Source organism: Reticulibacter mediterranei (genome assembly GCF_016587455.1).
Window position 1 is genome coordinate 6,956,065 of sequence record NZ_BNJK01000001.1, and the last position, 16,103, is coordinate 6,972,167.

Consider the following 16,103-nt stretch of genomic DNA (forward strand, 5'->3'; position numbering starts at 1 on the left):
TTTGTTCAGCAGTGTAACCGGCTTTCCTATTTGTTCGTCTTTGTACAATGAGAAAATGAATAACGAAAACCCCGGTACGAGTAATAGTAGTACTCCTGAAGCACTAGTGCAGATCTCTAGCATAAAAAGGACAGTTTTGTGCATATTGTGACACATGTTTTACTGCACACCAGTCCGTTGCTCATGTATCTTCTGGTTGGCTGTGTACTTCTTTTGGAAAGTTCTGGCGTTCCTATCCTCAATAGTACGCTGTTGCTGTTTGCAGGCGCATTGGTCTCACTCGGCCATCTGAACATTGTGAATCTGGCGCTTGTTTCGATTGCTGGGAGCGTCACAGGAGCGTGTCTGGCATATTATATTGGAGGGCATGGAGGTCAGCAGGTTCTCTTGCGCCTGGCCTCCCTCTTCCGTGTGGATGCTGGGAAGATCACCGTTGTTGAGCGCTGGTTTCAACATTCTGGCGCGTGGATGATCTTCTTCTCCCGTATGTTACCCTATGCACGACCTTTTGCCTGCTTCCCGGCTGGTATTGCGCAAATGAACTTCCTGCGCTTCTTTTGTTCTGCTTTTGTAGGTTCAACTATCTGGTGTATCTCGATGCTGGTTGTCGGCTGGAATCTTGGGAAGCGCTGGGAGCTAGCTGTGGCCGCTATTCAGCAATATACATTGCCCGTATTGGCGCTGATCATCTTGTTGCTGGTTCTGTATATTTTCTTTGCGCGTCAGGTGAAACGACATCTACAGGCGCGTTTTCAACGATCCTCTCATTCTAGCGAGTGTTCCCATGATCTAGTGGCAACGCGTCGCGGTTTCTCTAAAGATCGTCACTGGTGGGGGACAATCTCCAAACGATAAGAATGTTATAATGAGTTGTGCTAAGACTCTATCAAAGTGGGACAGGAAGCCAATTGATGGAGCGGCTTGCTCTCGATCAAAAATGGAGTTTCTTGAGAGAGATAGCCATCTTCTCTACGTAGTAGAAAATAAGAATGTTAATGTAGACAGGTTCTTGCTTGTCATCTATCGGCAGGCTGGCGCTACATAACGTTTGTTCTATCACAACAACTCATTTTTAGCTCTGAGGAGGTATACCTTCATGACATCTTTGACTCCAAAAGTGTCAAGGGGACGTGGTACATTCAGTATAGTGTTTGCTAGTGTGATGTTGGGGCTTTCCCTGTTATTTGTTGCATGCGGGGGCGAGGGATCTGCGCCTACCGCCGGTGGTGCTACTCCTACCGCTGCTAAGCCATCTATTGCAGCCCCTACCGATCTTATCACTCCTGGTACTTTGACGGTTGGCAGCGATACGACGTATCCACCACAGGAATTTATGGACCCGGCAAGTGGGAAGGCGACAGGCTTTGATGTTGACCTGATTACGGAAATGGCTCAACGCATGGGTCTGAAGGCTGATGTCAAAACCGCCAACTTTAACACAATTATCGATGATCTTAATGCGAAACGCTACGATGTGGTTATTTCTGCGTTGACGATTAACTCTGATCGTGAGCAAAAAGTGACCTTGATACCATACTTTAATGCTGGTCAATCGCTGCTCGTGCAGAAAGGGAACCCTGAGAAAATCGCCACTGTCACCGACCTTTGCGGCAAAACCGTTGGCGTGCAAGATGGCACCGTTGAACTGGATACGCTCAACGAGACAAACAAAACTGACTGTCAGGGCAAAGGCAAGCCTGCTATTAAGCTGACCGTCTTAAAAGATCAGACCGAAGTGATTCAACTCCTGGTCAACAAGCGCGTGGTAGCCACCTTCCAGGATTCGCCTGTTACTGATTACTATCTCCAGCAAAATGCGGCTCAGTTTGAGGTCGCTGGCACAGTTATCAAGCAGGCGCTCGAAGGTATCGCTGTTCGCAAGACCGACACCGCCATGCAGAAGGCTATCACGGATGCTTTTCAGGCGGTAAAGGCCGATGGAACCTATGGGAAGCTGTTCGACAAATGGCATTTGAACCCTGTTCAGAAAATCACCGTTATTGATCGCGCTGCGGCGTACGCTTAATTGATTTTTGCTGGCCTGGCCTTTTCTTTGCTTCTCAAGACTAGAGAGAAGGCCAGATCTTTTTATTGTGGAGGGTTCTAGTGTTTCGTTGGGATGTTTTCTGGCAGTTTCTCTTCTCTGGATTTTTTGTCCAGGCTGCCTGGACGACGCTCTGGATCTCAGTGGTCGCCCAAACAATAGGCGTTATTCTCGGCCTTTTTCTGGCCTTGATGCGCATGTCCCGTTTCCCTGTCCTTTACTGGCCTGCCCGGGCATATATCTGGTTTTTTCGCGGCAGCCCCTTGCTGGTACAGGTACTGCTTCTCTGGGATGGTCTGCCTAAACTCATTCAAGATCCCAGATTTTTGCTGCCAGACTTTGCCTGTGTGCTGGTCGCTTTCTCGCTCAACGAGGGAGCGTATATGGCGGAAATCATTCGCGCTGGCATAACTTCAGTTGATGCGGGACAGATGGAGGCAGCAAAGGCGTTGGGGATGCGCTACCCGCTGGCAATGCGCCGCGTCATCCTGCCGCAAGCTGCTCGCGTGATCATTCCTCCCCTGGGCAACGAATTTAACAATATGCTCAAAACGACCTCTATTGCTTCTGTCATCGGCGTTGTAGAGCTGACTCATGTAGCCGAGGTTTTTGGCTCTCCGACCTTTACCATTTTTGAATTGTTGATCGTTGCTACCCTCTATTACTTGCTCCTGACAACGCTCTGGGGCTACTTCCAGCGCTGGCTTGAGCAGCGTCTCGATCCGAACCGGACTATAAAAACTGATCTCTCTGAGCAGAAGGGATGGACTTCGCGCGTGCTTGGATTTGGCGGCTCTTCTCGTACCGGCGGCACTCTGGTCAGCGGTCACTAAGTTCTATGCATTGCATCAGACTGTGGGCCAGAATAAGAAAAGCAAAAGAGAGTGGATAGCATGTTCATGGATCTATCTATAAGGAGGTGCCGATAGCGTGGGAACACAACAAAAAGACGCGAACGAGATGGTTCGAGGAGAGCAAATTGTCAAGCGCTTTGGACCGCTCACTGTATTAAATGGGATCGATTTTACCGTCAAATACGGGCAGGTGGTTGTGATCATCGGCCCCAGCGGTTCTGGCAAAACCACTTTGCTGCGTTGTATCAATCATCTAGAGAAGATTGACGATGGGCGTATTTACGTCGATGGCGAGCTGGTTGGCTATCGCATCGTCAATGGCAAACCTGTAGAGGATAGCGAGGCCAATATTGCCCGGATGCGCTCTAAAGTTGGCTTTGTCTTCCAGCGCTTTAATCTCTTTCCCCATATGACCGCCCTTGAAAATGTCATCGAGGCTCCTGTGCATGTGTTGGGTGAGCCAGTCAATGTGGTAAAAGAGCGAGCGATGGCTCTGCTGGAGAAAGTCGGGATGGCTGAGAAGGCGGGGGCATATCCGCACAAGCTTTCGGGTGGACAGCAACAGCGGGTGGCGATTGCCCGTGCGCTCGCCATGCAGCCCAAGCTGATGCTTTTTGATGAGGCGACCTCGGCTCTTGACCCAGAGCTGGTTGGCGAGGTACTCAAGGTGATGCGCCAGCTGGCTGAGGAGGGGATGACTATGGTAGTGGTGACGCATGAGATGGGCTTTGCGCGCGAGGTGGCAGATCATGTCATCTTTATGGATAAGTCTGTGATTGTAGAAGAGGGGCCGCCTGAGCAGATCTTTGAGTATAGTGAAAACGAGCGTACCCGCAACTTCTTAGGTCGTATTCACTAAGCAAATCTTGCTGCTAGACAACGGAGTGATAGCATAGCATATGGCGAACACAATAATAGGCGTGGGTGTAGATCTTGCTCCCACGCCTGTTTACGCCTATCGTCAGGTTTATTTGTAGCTCTCTTAGCGATGATTGAGATCAACATGGTGTAGCTTCACAAAATTCGTGCGTGCTCGACTCGCTACCGGCATGCCTCCCATAATAACCACATTTTCGCCATGCGACACAATTTTATCCTCCAGTAAGCGCCGTTCCACAGTCTCTATCAGGTCTTCCGTCGTTCCTTTCAACTCAATACAATATGGCCAGACACCCCACCAGAGGGCCAGTTGCCGATAGACGCGTTCGGAGGGAGTATATGCAATGATTGGGGTGCGTGGACGATCTTTAGAGATCAGGCAGGCAGAATTTCCTGAGCGCGTCAGGACGATGATGGCTTTTACGCTTGCCTCTTCCGCCAGTGCTCGTGCGGCATGGCTGACCGCACGCGTTTGCGTGAGTGGCTGGCATTCGGGTTGTTGAGCCGTTCTGTCACCGGCTTCGGTCTCCAGAGCGATTCTAGCCATCATCTGTACCGCCTCGATTGGATATGCTCCGGTGGCCGTTTCAGCGCTCAGCATGATGGCATCGGTTCCGTCTAAAATGGCATTTGATACATCGTTGACTTCGGCGCGAGTAGGACGGGAATTGGTAATCATCGACTCGAGCATTTGCGTTGCTGTGATAACTGGTAATCCTAGCTCATTGCAGCGAGCTATCACACGTTTCTGGATTAATGGCACTTTCTCCAGCGACATTTCTACTCCCAGGTCTCCTCTTGCCACCATTATCCCGTCTGCGACTTTGAGAACGTCGTCCAGGCGCGCGACGGCCTCTGGTTTCTCCAGTTTGACAATCAGAGGAATGTTTGCCTGTTTGTTATTGCCCTGGTACTCGACCTGATATTCGTGGATAAGTTCGCGGGCCGCTATTACGTCTTCTGGTCTGCGCACAAAGCTGAGCGCGATATAATCAACTCCATGCATGATCCCAAAACGCAGATCATCGCGGTCTTTTTCGGTTAGAGCCGGGGTGCTGACCGCTACTCCTGGCAGGTTAATGCCTTTGTGTTCTTTGAGTAGCCCGCCGTGAATCACCAGACAATGGACATCGCTCTCGTCGGCACTGAGGACGCGCAGTTCCATGAGGCCGTCGTCTAAGAGGATGCGGTCGCCGGGTTTTACGTCCTGGGGAAGCTGTTTGTACGTGGTAGGTATGGTCTGCGAATTGCCCGCGACCGGGCGACTGGTAATGATCACTTCTGTTTGATCGATCAGTTGAAGCGGCTTTCCGTCCTGAAGCGATCCAACACGGATCTTCGGTCCCTGTAGATCTTGTAGAATGGCGATGGGGCAGCCCAGACGGGTGGAAATAGATCGTACACGCTCTATGACGGTGGCATGCTCCTCTTGTCTCCCATGTGAGAAATTGAGCCGTGCAACGTTCATTCCTGCTCGTATGAGCGCTTCGATACGTTCCTCACTGTTGGTCGCCGGTCCTATAGTACAGACGATTTTTGTTCGACGCATAGTTCTATTCCTCTATATTCATAGAATGGGATGCTGGATGATTGTGTTTGCCCTGCGACTCTGATCGGGTAAAAAGGACCGCTCTGTCCCGGTGCTAAGAGGAGTGTACACTGTATTGTGCTGGACGGCAAGCGTGGGGTGGGCAAAAGACTCTCAAACAAAGTTGACAATTTTTTTGCCGCATGCTATCCTAGTCTAGCCGAAGTTCAGGATCACAATCAGGTGACATATCTGGTGTTGGCGCTACCGTTCGCATGTGGCGCTCCTGCAAGTATAAAACTGAAAGTGCAAACAACCCCATTGAGTGGGGAAGAGGTGAGAGTAGAAAAGCATGGCCGTTAAGATTCGCTTAAAACGTACAGGGATGAAGAAAGCCCCTAGCTATCGTGTTGTGGTGGCAGATGCCCGTTCTCCACGCGATGGTCGTATCATTGAAAATATCGGGTGGTATAACCCACGTGTCGAGCCTTCCGCGATCAATATCGACAAGGAAAAGGCTCTCAACTGGCTCAAGAATGGTGCCCAGCCCACCGACTCGGTGCTTTCGCTGCTCCAGCGTGCTGGCATCGTCGAGCGTTCCTCTCAGACAACTGCTGCCCCTGACGCTCAGTAAGTCTGAAGTAAGGTAGTTATATGCGTAAACTGATTGAGTATGTCGCTCAGTCATTGGTGGATGATCCTTCGGCTGTACAGGTTCGCGAAGTACGCAACGATCGTAATGCTTTAGTGTTGGAACTGCACGTCGGTGCTGATGACTTTGGAAAAGTGATCGGTCGCCAGGGACGAGTTGCCAAAGCTATGCGTACCCTCTTGCGTGCTGGCGGTACGCGTGAAGGGCGTCATACCTCTCTGGAGATCATTTAACGTCGTTTGATCTTCGGGTAGTTGAGCAAGCATTACGTAGAAGGCAGTGCGTTATGCCAATGCAAAACGAGACAGAATGGGCTACTATCGGCAAAATAGTGGCCCTTTTTGGTCTACGCGGCGAATTCAAAGTCAAATCTCTTTCCGATATCCCCGACCGCTTTACTAATCTTGAAAGTATCTATGTCGGTTCTGAGCATCGGCGCTATACTATTGAAGGGGTGCGCCCGTATAAAGGAGATATGCTCCTGCTCAAACTGTATGGCATTGCAGATGCGACCGCTGCTGAGCCACTACGCAATCAGGATCTTTGCATCCCCCTCGATCAACTGGCTCAGTTGCCGCCCGATTCATATTATCAACATGATATTCTGGGCTTGCAGGTCTCTACACTTGAGGATCGTACTGTCGGTGTCATTGTTGATATTATTACGACTGGTGGCAACGATGTGTACGTGGTGAAGGGGCCGGATGGACAGCAATTTCTCATTCCAGCTGTCAAAGCCATCATTAAACAGGTTGACCTTATTCGTCGGAAGATGTATATTGATCCTATCAAGGGGTTGATCGATGACGAGGCCGTAGTCGATACATCCAATCCTGGATCTGGGAATGAAGAGGAGGTATAATTGTCGGCTTTTTCCCTCCATAAGGAGGAATAAAGAGAACCGACCCTGTGTTCTTTTTTATAGTGGAGCTTGCTGAAACCAGATGGTTACTCTACACGTGTAAGCGATGTTGGCCTCTTTCTTGTAAAGAATCAGCCGAAGCTTACGTCAATACGTAGAGCATCACAGTATTTCGTAGGGAGGTGTCTTGTGTCCGACCGTATCCCGACTCTTGCTGATGTGTGTTGCGCTATTGCTGAGGGCCATGTCTCTGTGACTCTTGACGACAATATGTATTCTGTCAGCGCACTTGAACTACGCCGCTATTTCAACAAGTCTCGTCCTCTTCCTTCCGTCTCTCAACCTTCTACAACGTCTTCGGGTTCTGATCAATGGTCAAGCTCTTCCCAGATCTCTGTCGCGTGATGCTCATCGGCCTTCTCAGGCCGTTTTTTATTGCTCATCAGAGATTGGGGCAGGCGGTTGCGTTCGGTGGAGGTTAGGACTATAATTAGGACTATACTTAAGATGGCAGCATACAGGCTATCATACGATTGCCCGCATGCATTGCTCGAAGTTGCCGAAATATATGCTGTGGAGGCGTAATCATGTTTCGGTTTGCCACCGCGCAAAACTCGCGAGCGACATTTGATCTTTGAGGAAGGTATTTTCATGGAACCGATTGATACAGATCTTGAATACACTACAAGCGGTTCGCGTGAACTCAATTTCCGTTCACGCTTCAACTGGTTGTATATTATTCCAACACTCGGCCTGATCTGGCTGGCGTATATCATCGCCGCCGTTGTCTTTCAGTGGCCCGTCTCCGGCATCGTTGATCCACTGATGGTCTTTATGCTTGTGGTGTTCTTTGCTTTTGTCATCCTGCTTTTCTGGGCGATGGCCCCAAAAGAAAACCGCTAATTATCCGCAATAATTGGACCAGACAGGCAGAGGGTGAACAGGATTTGCGAGGCTTCAGTCAGATCCACCTCTGCTTGTTTGGTTTATGCAATCTCTCTCCAGGCAGATTCATCCACGTTGATTGTCAGACGTTCTCCCCACAGTGCACGCGCCAGCAGTTCGGCAGATTCGACCAGTCGCGGCCCTGAGCGGTTCAGATAATAAATTCCGTCGATGGCATAGACACGCCCCTGTTGCACTGCTTGTAGCTCCTGCCAGGCTGGATGGCGTTGCAGGAGAGGGATATCTTGCATGGTTCGTTCCAGAGAGAAACCACACGGGGACAGCACCAGCACGTTGGGATTGGCCGTGACCAGTTCTTCCCATGTGAGCCAGGGAGAATGCTCTCCAACCCTGCCAAAGATCGCCTCACCGCCTGCAACATTGATAAGCTCTGGCGTCCAGTTTCCGGCAACCATCAGCGGATCAAGCCATTCCAGGACGGCGACGCGTGGCTTTGTTCTCAACATCGCCGTCATCTGTGCAAGCGAGTTGAGTCGTTGCTGATAGTCATTCACGAGCTGTTGAGCCTGTTCTTTTCGGTCCAGCGCCTCGCCGACGCGTATCAGATCTTCCCAGACATCGCTCAGACGATAGGGAGCAAGAGAGACGATACGCGGCTGAATGCCCACCACCTGTTGCAATGCCTGTATTACATCGCGTTCGCTGACCGCGCAGACCTCACATTGCGTTTGTGTAAAGATGATGTCTGGCTGGAGCGTTTGCAGGAGGTCGGTGTCGATGACATAGATGCTCAATGCTCTGAGCGCATTACCCTGGACTGCATCTTTTGTATGCGCGATCTGCTTGATCTGCGCATCGATCTGCTCACTGGTTGCGTTGACATCGATTTGCACATTGCTTACCAGTGGTAATTGTAGCACTTCATGTGGGTAGTCGCATTCGTGCGAACGTCCTACAAGCTGATCAAGGCAACCGAGCGCGGCAATCATTTCGGTCGCGCTTGCCAGAAGAGAGACAATGCGCATGGCAGTTCCTTTCAAATAATATGATCGTATCAGCCATGCGCTATTATAGCATATGCTTTGGAGCCGCATATGTTCTGGAGCTACCTTTTGTCAGGCTTCATCAACCTTCCAGACGATCACGGTTGTATCGAATGAGGTCGTTGCAATGTAGCGTCCATCTGGCGACCATCTTGCGTCGGTTATAGTATCGCCATGTCCATTTTTCTGCCCGAAGAGAAATGTCGGCATTTGTATGCCTTTGGAGACGACAGGTTTTTTCTCCTGCAAATCCCAGATATGGATATTGTGGCTTCTCCCATAGCCTCCCACCAGATAGCGTCCATTGGGCGACCAGCTGACTCCAGTGGTGTTTGGATTCCACTTGAAACCGAAGCCGGCATCATCATTAGGTGGAGGTGTAAGGGCGTTCTTGTCGTTGGTGCCGAGTTGCCAGCGGGGTTTTTTGGGTTGTTGCACATCCCATACATTCACGATATTTGCATTGGTGGCAAGTAGCAGGTGGTTGTCTGCTGGCGACCACTGAATCGCATCTCGAATCACGAAGATGGCGTGTGTGCCAGGAGGCAGTGTGAGGGGAGCATCGGGCACATTGATGTAGTATTTCACTTTGCCCGTCTTCACATCCCAGATAGCCAGGTTGAAATTGTTTGTCAGCGTCGCCAGCATCGTTCCATCCGCTGACCAGGCCAACTCGCCAACGGAGATCTCGGCCCCATCGACTTTGCGCGGCCCCTGATCGTTATAGAGGGTTTTGATCGGCGTGTTTGGCTTCTTGAGCTGCCAGAGCAACACATTCTGTGTGTTGGAGACGGCAGCGGCAAACATATTAGTTTTAGGCGACCAGGCGCTATAGAGAAAATCGGGACCGCCGAGATCATCTGTTTTGCTGCCATCTTTATAAATAACGGGATCGCTCGTTTTGCCGAAGACATCCAGAAGAAATATCTGATTTGAGCCTGTGACTGGCGTAGCAACAAGATAACGTCCATCGGGAGACCAGCTAAGCGCGTTGCTGTAGACTGTGCCAGGGAGCCTCCAGCGGCGTACCGGTTTTGTGAGAGTCTGGACCTCTTTCGGAGATTTTGCCAGATAACTGCCTACGTCCCAGAGCATGACCGTCTGATCCTCTCCTGCTGTGGCAAGATAGCGTCCATCAGGAGACCAGGCGGCATTATACACGGTGCGTAAATGTCTGGTGATATTTAAGAGAGGCACTCCCGGCATGATTTTCTGAGGCCCAGGAGGAGTTTTTGCGGGTGAGGCCGGCGTCGAGCTACGTTGCCAGATCAGAAACGATGCGCCTCCTGCAACGGCTACAGCGGCAACACTACCTCCTATGACCAGTTCGCGCCGACTTATAGTACGCTTTGGCTCCTGTTGAGGAGATGCTATCTCCTGTCTGGTTTGTGGAGACTGAACAGGCGGATATTGGATAGTGGGTGGGTAGGTGTTCTGTTGTGGCGGAACGATGTTGGTTGGGGTGACGGGATACCCTACATATGATGGAGTTGGCACTGTCTGCTCACGTCCCTGATTGGATGTCTGAAATGATACAGATGGTTGGGTCGGTGTTTGAGAGAGCGACGCCTCTGGTATAGTTGGAGTTGGCGTGATGGGTTGCTGTAACGGATATGTTAATACGACCTTGCGCAGGCGTTTGCTCCAGGGGGCCAGGATCGTTGCTTCTGAGTCATCCGATGTTGTTTGTGGTGGCAGAGAGAAGGCCTGCTCCAGCGCATTGACAAAGGCGACGCATGTTGGGAGCCGATCTTCGGGCCGTTTTGCCAATCCCTGCAAAAGAATCTCTTCGGCTGCCAGTGGCAGCGTAGGGTTCCATTGTGTTGGTGCGAGCGGGGCCGTTTTGATCTGTTTGATGAGAACCTCATAGGGGTTATCCCCTCTGAAGGGGAGCGCCCCCGTCAACAATTGATAGGCGGTCATTGCCAGGCTGTAGCGATCACTGGCGGGCGTGGCATGGCCCTGCGCCTGCTCTGGAGCCATATATTCGGGAGTGCCGGAACCTGTATGGGTGCGGCTGCGTTGGGTCTCGCTGCTCATTAACTTGGCGAGGCCAAAATCGGCGAGGAATAACCAACCTTCCTGAAGCAGCATATTGGCCGGTTTGATGTCGCGATGTAAGACGTTCTGACTATGCGCGTAGTCTATAGCTTGTGCGGCCTGCTTGAGATATTGCAAGCTCTCATGTGGTGGTAGCGTGCGAGTGGTCGCGCGCATGCGGTCACGTAAGGAGCCACCGGCCATATAGGGCGTAATCAGATAAGTGACGATCTCATCGCCGGCAATATGTTGTTCGCCGAAGTCATGGATGGGAAGGATATTGGGATGTTCCAGCGCGGCGGCGGCCCGTGCTTCATACTCAAACGCATGGAGATAGCTCTTGTCAGATGCCAGTACGGACGGCAAGAGTTTGGCGGCGATCTGGCGGCGTAGCTCAGTATCTTCCGCCAGCCAGACCTCGCCCATGCCGCCACGTCCCAGCAGGCGTATCATGCGATAACGCCCAAGCATCTCTCCCTGCCAGTCCATTGTTTGATTTGTCAGCATAATTCTTAGAATCCTCGTCCCTGTATGTTCCAAACCAGAATACTTGCATCTTTATCATTGAAACCCGCGGCCAACCACCGTCCATCAGGTGACCACGCCAGACTGATAACCTCAGCCTTCAAGCTGCTATTCAGGTGTGCAGGAATATTGCTGCCTGCATATTTCCAGATCAATACCTGTCCATCCTTGCTTCCGATGGCAATGAGATCGCTGGTGGCGGCAGGAGACCAGGCCATTGTGGTGAGTATTGCATCAGTGGAGAGCGCGTCCTGCTCTTTTTTCTGCATCGTCCAGAGCGCTAGAGAGAACGCCTGATCGTTTGTTGTGGTCAGAGCACCCATCACAGTTCCGCTGGACATCCAACTGATGGCTTTGATGCGACCATCCAGCTTGACCGGGCTTAGCACCTGCTGCCATTGTACCGTTGTTCCTGATAGCTTGATCTGTCCAGCAATAACGCCTTCTGCCTCCGCCAGAGCAAGCAGGCTACCATCGGGCGAGGCCAGGAGCAGCGGTGATCTGGCTGATAGCATCGTTGAAAGGGTGCCAGTGAGCGCGATGGGATCGAGTTGTTGTTGTGGCTCCTGAGTATTCCAGATATGCAGTTGTAGCGGTTTCTCTCCTGCGGCGATGGCTGTAAGATAGTGATTCTGCCAGGCGAGACCGGCGATGACCGTCTTGCTGGGAATAGTTACAGCTGTGCTATAGCCAGGGGCCGTCTTGCGCAAATCGCTGGAATATAGCTCAAGCGAGGCCGTTGTTCCTTTGCCCGTATTGCCTATTGCAAGCCACTGACCATCTGAAGACCAGGAGAGCAGCAAAGGACCGGTGGGCTGAAACGTTTGTCTGGCGGTGGCGGAAGGTTGGATTGCTTGTTGCTGTTGCGGGTTCCAGAGCAGCACCGTGCCATCTTCTGAGGCCGACGCGAGCAGAGATTGCGCCGACCATGCCAGCGAGGTGACAGGCTTCGTATGTCCGTGCAGGATCAGATCAGGTCCATTAGGATCAGTAGCGGTGGGCGTGAGCTGTGCAGTGCTTTCAGGTTTTTGCCAGGTGCTTGTGAAAGCCCATGTTCCCGCACCTCCCGCTAAAACGGCCAGCGTCGCACCACCTCCGATTAACAAAGAGCGCCGTGAAACCTGTTGTTTTGCTGCTCTGTCTGTTTCGGGATTGAGCGATCGCTGAATGTGAGGTATGGGTTCAGCTTGAGTCGCATGTGGATCTCGTATGTGGGAGGCATGTTCAGCTTTTGTATTGAATGAGCCTCGTATTTGAGATGTTTGCCCCTCTTCAGATGAGGTGCTGTTCTGCCTGAGTGCAGGCTGGTGAGATTGCCCGGTGATGGGCAGCTGGTTCTGTGACGAAAAGATTTGCTGTGAGAACGCGCTCGTGGTAGGGCCGGGCATTGTTTGCCGTGGGACGACTGGTGCGTAACTAAGGAACGATGTGTTGCCCGAAGCCTCTCGTAGCTCTTCCACCAGCGCGCAGGCCGAGTTGGGCCGTTCCGCTGGCTTTTTGGCGAGACCATGTAGCAGCACCTGTTCTTGTTGGAGCGAGAGGGCTGGATTGATCTGCCTCGGCACTGGTGGCGCTGAAGTTATATGCTGTACTATTGTGCCATAGCTGGACAGAGCTTTAAAGGGAACTTTTCCTGTAAAAAGATAATAGGCGAGAACGGCCAGACTATAGATATCGCTGGAGGCTTCTGCTCTCCCCTGGGCCTGTTCCGGCGCTATATATTCAGGGGTGCCAGTGCCAACACCTGTACGCGTGAGATTTTCTGTGTTGGAGAGGACGCGCGCGATGCCAAAATCGCCTAGCAGCAACCAGTTATCGGTGCGTAAGAGCATATTGGCAGGTTTGATATCGCGATGAATAATACCATGCTTGTGGGCGTAATCGATAGCCTCTGCTGCCTGTGTAAGATAGGCCAGCGCTTCCTGTTGTGGCATCGATGTCTGGTTGGTGTTATGTGCATCGATACGATCAGCTAACGTTCCGCCGGTGATATAGGGCATGACGATGTAAGCGATGAATTCATCGTCGGGCAAGTTCTGTTTGCCGAAATCGTGAACAGGAAGGATATGGGGATGATTGAGCGCTGCTGCGGCCCGCGCCTCCCGCTCGAAGCGGAGCAGAAACTCATTATCCTGTTGCTTTTGTGCTGGAAGGGTTTTAATCGCAACCTGACGGTGCAAGCGTGGGTCTTCGCCAAGCCAGACTTCGCCCATGCCTCCTTTGCCAATCTGCTTGAGCAGACGATAGCGCCCTAAGCTGGTTGTTGTCATGATATCACCGTCGTTCACAGCATGTATCCTGCCTTTGCTCTGCTATACCATCCATTCTTAATATACTAATTCTGTTTCAGCCGCCTGGTTCTGACGAGCCAGAGTAGCTTAAAAGCCTCGTCCCTGTATTTTCCAAACAAGGATGCTTGTATCATTATCGTCATAGCCGGCTGCGAGCCATTGCCCATCTGCCGACCAGGACAGAGCCGTGATTTTTTTATTGGTGATCTCCCCGCCGTTGAGCGTTCCCACCGGGGCAGTGCCTTTGTTCGGGTTCCAGATCTGCACTTTCCCATCTGTGGAAGCCGTTGCAATGAGCGGATTTTTTTGTGTGGGAGACCACGCCATTGTGATGAGCTTTGCATCGGTATCGAGTTCTTTGGCTGGCGTACTTTGTTTGTTCGGCCAGTTCCATAGGTAGAGGCTTGAGACATTGGACTGAAAAAACGTTCCTATGTTCCTCCCATCTGGTGCCCAAAAAACGCCGGTTGATTGCGCAAATGAGTTCTTCTCAAATTGGAGCGTGGAGGTCGGTTGCCATTGTACCGTATTGGCAAGCAGGCTCACTTTGCCGATGACAATTGTAGTGTACAACGAGATCGCGACAAGCGTCCCATCCGGCGATGTTGCCAGCAGTTGTGGGGGCGCACTAAGGGAGAATCCTCCTCCCAACGAGCCTGCTATTGGAATTGCCTTGATGTGTTGCCCGGGCTGTGTGACATCCATTGCCCACAGGCGAAAATGGTTGGAATCGTTACTGTTGAGGGGAGAATGTGTCACCGTGACCAGTGTTGTTTTGTTGGCCCAGCACATCCCGGAGACTGTAGCCGTGCCCTCGCCGGTTACATAGTTAGTAAAGCCCGGAGCGAGTTTGCTGATATCGCTGGTGTAGAAATCGATGGCGGCGCTATCCTGGCTGAGCGGTTCTTCTCCTGTGTTTGCCAGGGCCAGTATGCTGCCATCGGGCGACCAGGAGAGCAGCATCGCGCTGCCTTTGCGCGCTTTGCGCCTGGCTATCGGGTCAGGTGAGCCACTTTGTTGTTTGGTGATATCCCAGAGCAACAGATCGTCCTGATCGGCAATGGATGCCAGCACATTCTTTTGAGGAGACCAGGCAAGCGAACTGGCTGGCTTCAGATGCCCCTGTAAGATCAGATTAGGGCCATCAGGATTGGGGGTTGGCGTTGGAGCACTTTTTGTTTGCTGGTTTGGGGCCGCGCGAAATTTTGACATGGCGGCCCATGTTCCCAGCCCTCCCGCTACAACTAGAGCCGCACTGCCTCCTATGAGCATATTTCGCCGGGAGAGAGAGCGGCTCCCTGGCTGTCCAACTGGCGTATTCTGGTTTGCGCTCTCTTGTCCATTGGACATGGTGGGTTGCGTGATCGTTGAAAAGGTATTGGGTTGTCCAGCAGAAGGTGAATACGGTGTGGCAGAGATCATAAGTGCCTCAAATGGTGTACCTACAAATGCCTGTTGCAGCGAGGCAGCAAATGTGCGTGCCGATTTAGGGCGTTCTGCTGGTTGCTTGGCGAGGCCATGCAGCAGCGCCATCTCAAATGCCGGTGGGAGTGCCGGATTGAATTGTTGCGGCGGTGGAGGTGGCATGGTCATATGTTGAATAGTGGTCGCATAGCTTGTTTCGGCATTGAAAGGAAGGCAACCTGTAAAAAGGTAATAGGCCAGGACTGCCAGACTATAGAGATCGCTGGCGGCCTCAGCTCTGCCTTCCGCCTGTTCCGGTGCCATATATTCAGGAGTGCCAATGCCAACACCAGTTTGCGTCAGATTTTCTGCGCTGGAAAGAATATGGGCGATGCCAAAGTCTGTTAACAAGAGCCAGCGATCATCGCGCAGGAGCATATTGCCGGGCTTGATATCGCGATGGATGATTCCCTGGGCATGGGCATAATCGATAGCCTCCGCTGCCTGTGAGAGATATGCGATGGCCTCCTGGGGCGGCATGAACGTTTGCCTTGTCTGATAGGTTGCGATACGCTCTGTTAAAGAGCCGCCCGAGACATATGGCATCACGATATAAGTGACGACCTGCCCGTTTTTTGTGGGTTGTTCGCCATAGTCATAGATGGGGAGAATATGCGGATGACCAAGCGCAGCCGACGCCTGGGCCTCTCGCTCAAAGCGTTGAGAGAACTCACGATCCTGTTGACTCTGGGCAGGTAAGGTTTTGATGGCGACCTGACGATGCAGGCGTGGATCGTCGCAGAGCCAGACATCTCCCATCCCTCCCCTGCCGATACGTCTGATAATCTGGTAGCGACCAAGAGTTCTAGTGGCTGCTCGTTGTACGGCTTCACCTTCTCTCATGCTCTTTTTTTACCCCTACAGAAAAATATTGTATGTAATAAAGCCCGGCCTATACTATACTACGGTTTAGAACGCCTGTATAGACAATTGATGCTGTATTGCTCTGCGTACTTGATGAGGTTTGGATATCAAAAAGTCGTGAAATGGCCTCTCAGCCTCTTGTAAAAAATAT

The 16,103-nt window shown here is 51.7% G+C and carries 13 protein-coding genes; 8 read left to right on the forward strand and 5 right to left on the reverse strand.

The window, feature by feature from the left end:
• Positions 1–138: 138 nt before the first annotated feature.
• The 4 genes from K3T83_RS30090 (at position 139) to K3T83_RS30105 (ending at position 3,757) form a co-directional block, all read left to right on the forward strand.
• Positions 139–855 (forward strand): DedA family protein, encoded by a 717-nt coding sequence (locus K3T83_RS30090; RefSeq protein WP_220206611.1) that lies wholly within the window; start codon positions 139–141, stop codon positions 853–855.
• A gap of 241 nt (positions 856–1,096) precedes the next feature.
• Complete coding sequence (locus K3T83_RS30095; RefSeq protein WP_220206612.1) at positions 1,097–2,026, forward strand: ABC transporter substrate-binding protein; 930 nt, start codon at positions 1,097–1,099, stop codon at positions 2,024–2,026.
• An 80-nt stretch (positions 2,027–2,106) separates the two neighbouring features.
• A complete protein-coding gene (locus K3T83_RS30100; protein ID WP_220206613.1) occupies positions 2,107–2,877 on the forward strand; it encodes an amino acid ABC transporter permease in 771 nt (256 codons plus the stop codon).
• Between the two features lie 127 nt (positions 2,878–3,004).
• The gene (locus K3T83_RS30105) at positions 3,005–3,757 is read left to right on the forward strand and encodes an amino acid ABC transporter ATP-binding protein (RefSeq protein ID WP_220208331.1); all 753 of its coding nucleotides are present in this window, start codon (positions 3,005–3,007) and stop codon (positions 3,755–3,757) included.
• Positions 3,758–3,880: 123 nt separating this feature from the next.
• Here the strand turns inward: K3T83_RS30105 and pyk are convergent, their stop codons facing one another.
• On the reverse strand, positions 3,881–5,326 hold the full coding sequence (gene pyk / locus K3T83_RS30110; protein ID WP_220206614.1) for a pyruvate kinase: 1,446 nt from the start codon (positions 5,324–5,326) through the stop codon (positions 3,881–3,883).
• A gap of 331 nt (positions 5,327–5,657) precedes the next feature.
• Here pyk and rpsP point away from each other — a divergent pair, with 331 nt between their 5' ends.
• The 4 genes from rpsP to K3T83_RS30130 all read left to right on the forward strand — a co-directional run bounded on the left by rpsP (position 5,658) and on the right by K3T83_RS30130 (position 7,722).
• The gene (gene rpsP, locus K3T83_RS30115) at positions 5,658–5,939 is read left to right on the forward strand and encodes a 30S ribosomal protein S16 (protein WP_220206615.1); all 282 of its coding nucleotides are present in this window, start codon (positions 5,658–5,660) and stop codon (positions 5,937–5,939) included.
• A 20-nt stretch (positions 5,940–5,959) separates the two neighbouring features.
• Positions 5,960–6,190 (forward strand): KH domain-containing protein, encoded by a 231-nt coding sequence (locus tag K3T83_RS30120; RefSeq protein WP_220206616.1) that lies wholly within the window; start codon positions 5,960–5,962, stop codon positions 6,188–6,190.
• A 53-nt stretch (positions 6,191–6,243) separates the two neighbouring features.
• The gene (gene rimM, locus K3T83_RS30125; protein ID WP_220206617.1) at positions 6,244–6,819 is read left to right on the forward strand and encodes a ribosome maturation factor RimM; all 576 of its coding nucleotides are present in this window, start codon (positions 6,244–6,246) and stop codon (positions 6,817–6,819) included.
• Positions 6,820–7,470: 651 nt separating this feature from the next.
• A complete protein-coding gene (locus K3T83_RS30130) occupies positions 7,471–7,722 on the forward strand; it encodes a hypothetical protein (RefSeq protein ID WP_220206618.1) in 252 nt (83 codons plus the stop codon).
• Between the two features lie 83 nt (positions 7,723–7,805).
• Here the strand turns inward: K3T83_RS30130 and K3T83_RS30135 are convergent, their stop codons facing one another.
• The 4 genes from K3T83_RS30135 to K3T83_RS30150 all read right to left on the reverse strand — a co-directional run bounded on the left by K3T83_RS30135 (position 7,806) and on the right by K3T83_RS30150 (position 15,931).
• Entirely contained in the window at positions 7,806–8,750 is a 945-nt protein-coding gene (locus K3T83_RS30135) for a cobalamin-binding protein (RefSeq protein WP_220206619.1), read from the reverse strand.
• Between the two features lie 90 nt (positions 8,751–8,840).
• The gene (locus K3T83_RS30140; protein WP_220206620.1) at positions 8,841–11,315 is read right to left on the reverse strand and encodes a serine/threonine-protein kinase; all 2,475 of its coding nucleotides are present in this window, start codon (positions 11,313–11,315) and stop codon (positions 8,841–8,843) included.
• A 5-nt stretch (positions 11,316–11,320) separates the two neighbouring features.
• The gene (locus K3T83_RS30145; RefSeq protein ID WP_220206621.1) at positions 11,321–13,621 is read right to left on the reverse strand and encodes a WD40 repeat domain-containing serine/threonine protein kinase; all 2,301 of its coding nucleotides are present in this window, start codon (positions 13,619–13,621) and stop codon (positions 11,321–11,323) included.
• Between the two features lie 90 nt (positions 13,622–13,711).
• A complete protein-coding gene (locus tag K3T83_RS30150; RefSeq protein WP_220206622.1) occupies positions 13,712–15,931 on the reverse strand; it encodes a serine/threonine-protein kinase in 2,220 nt (739 codons plus the stop codon).
• Positions 15,932–16,103 lie beyond the last annotated feature (172 nt).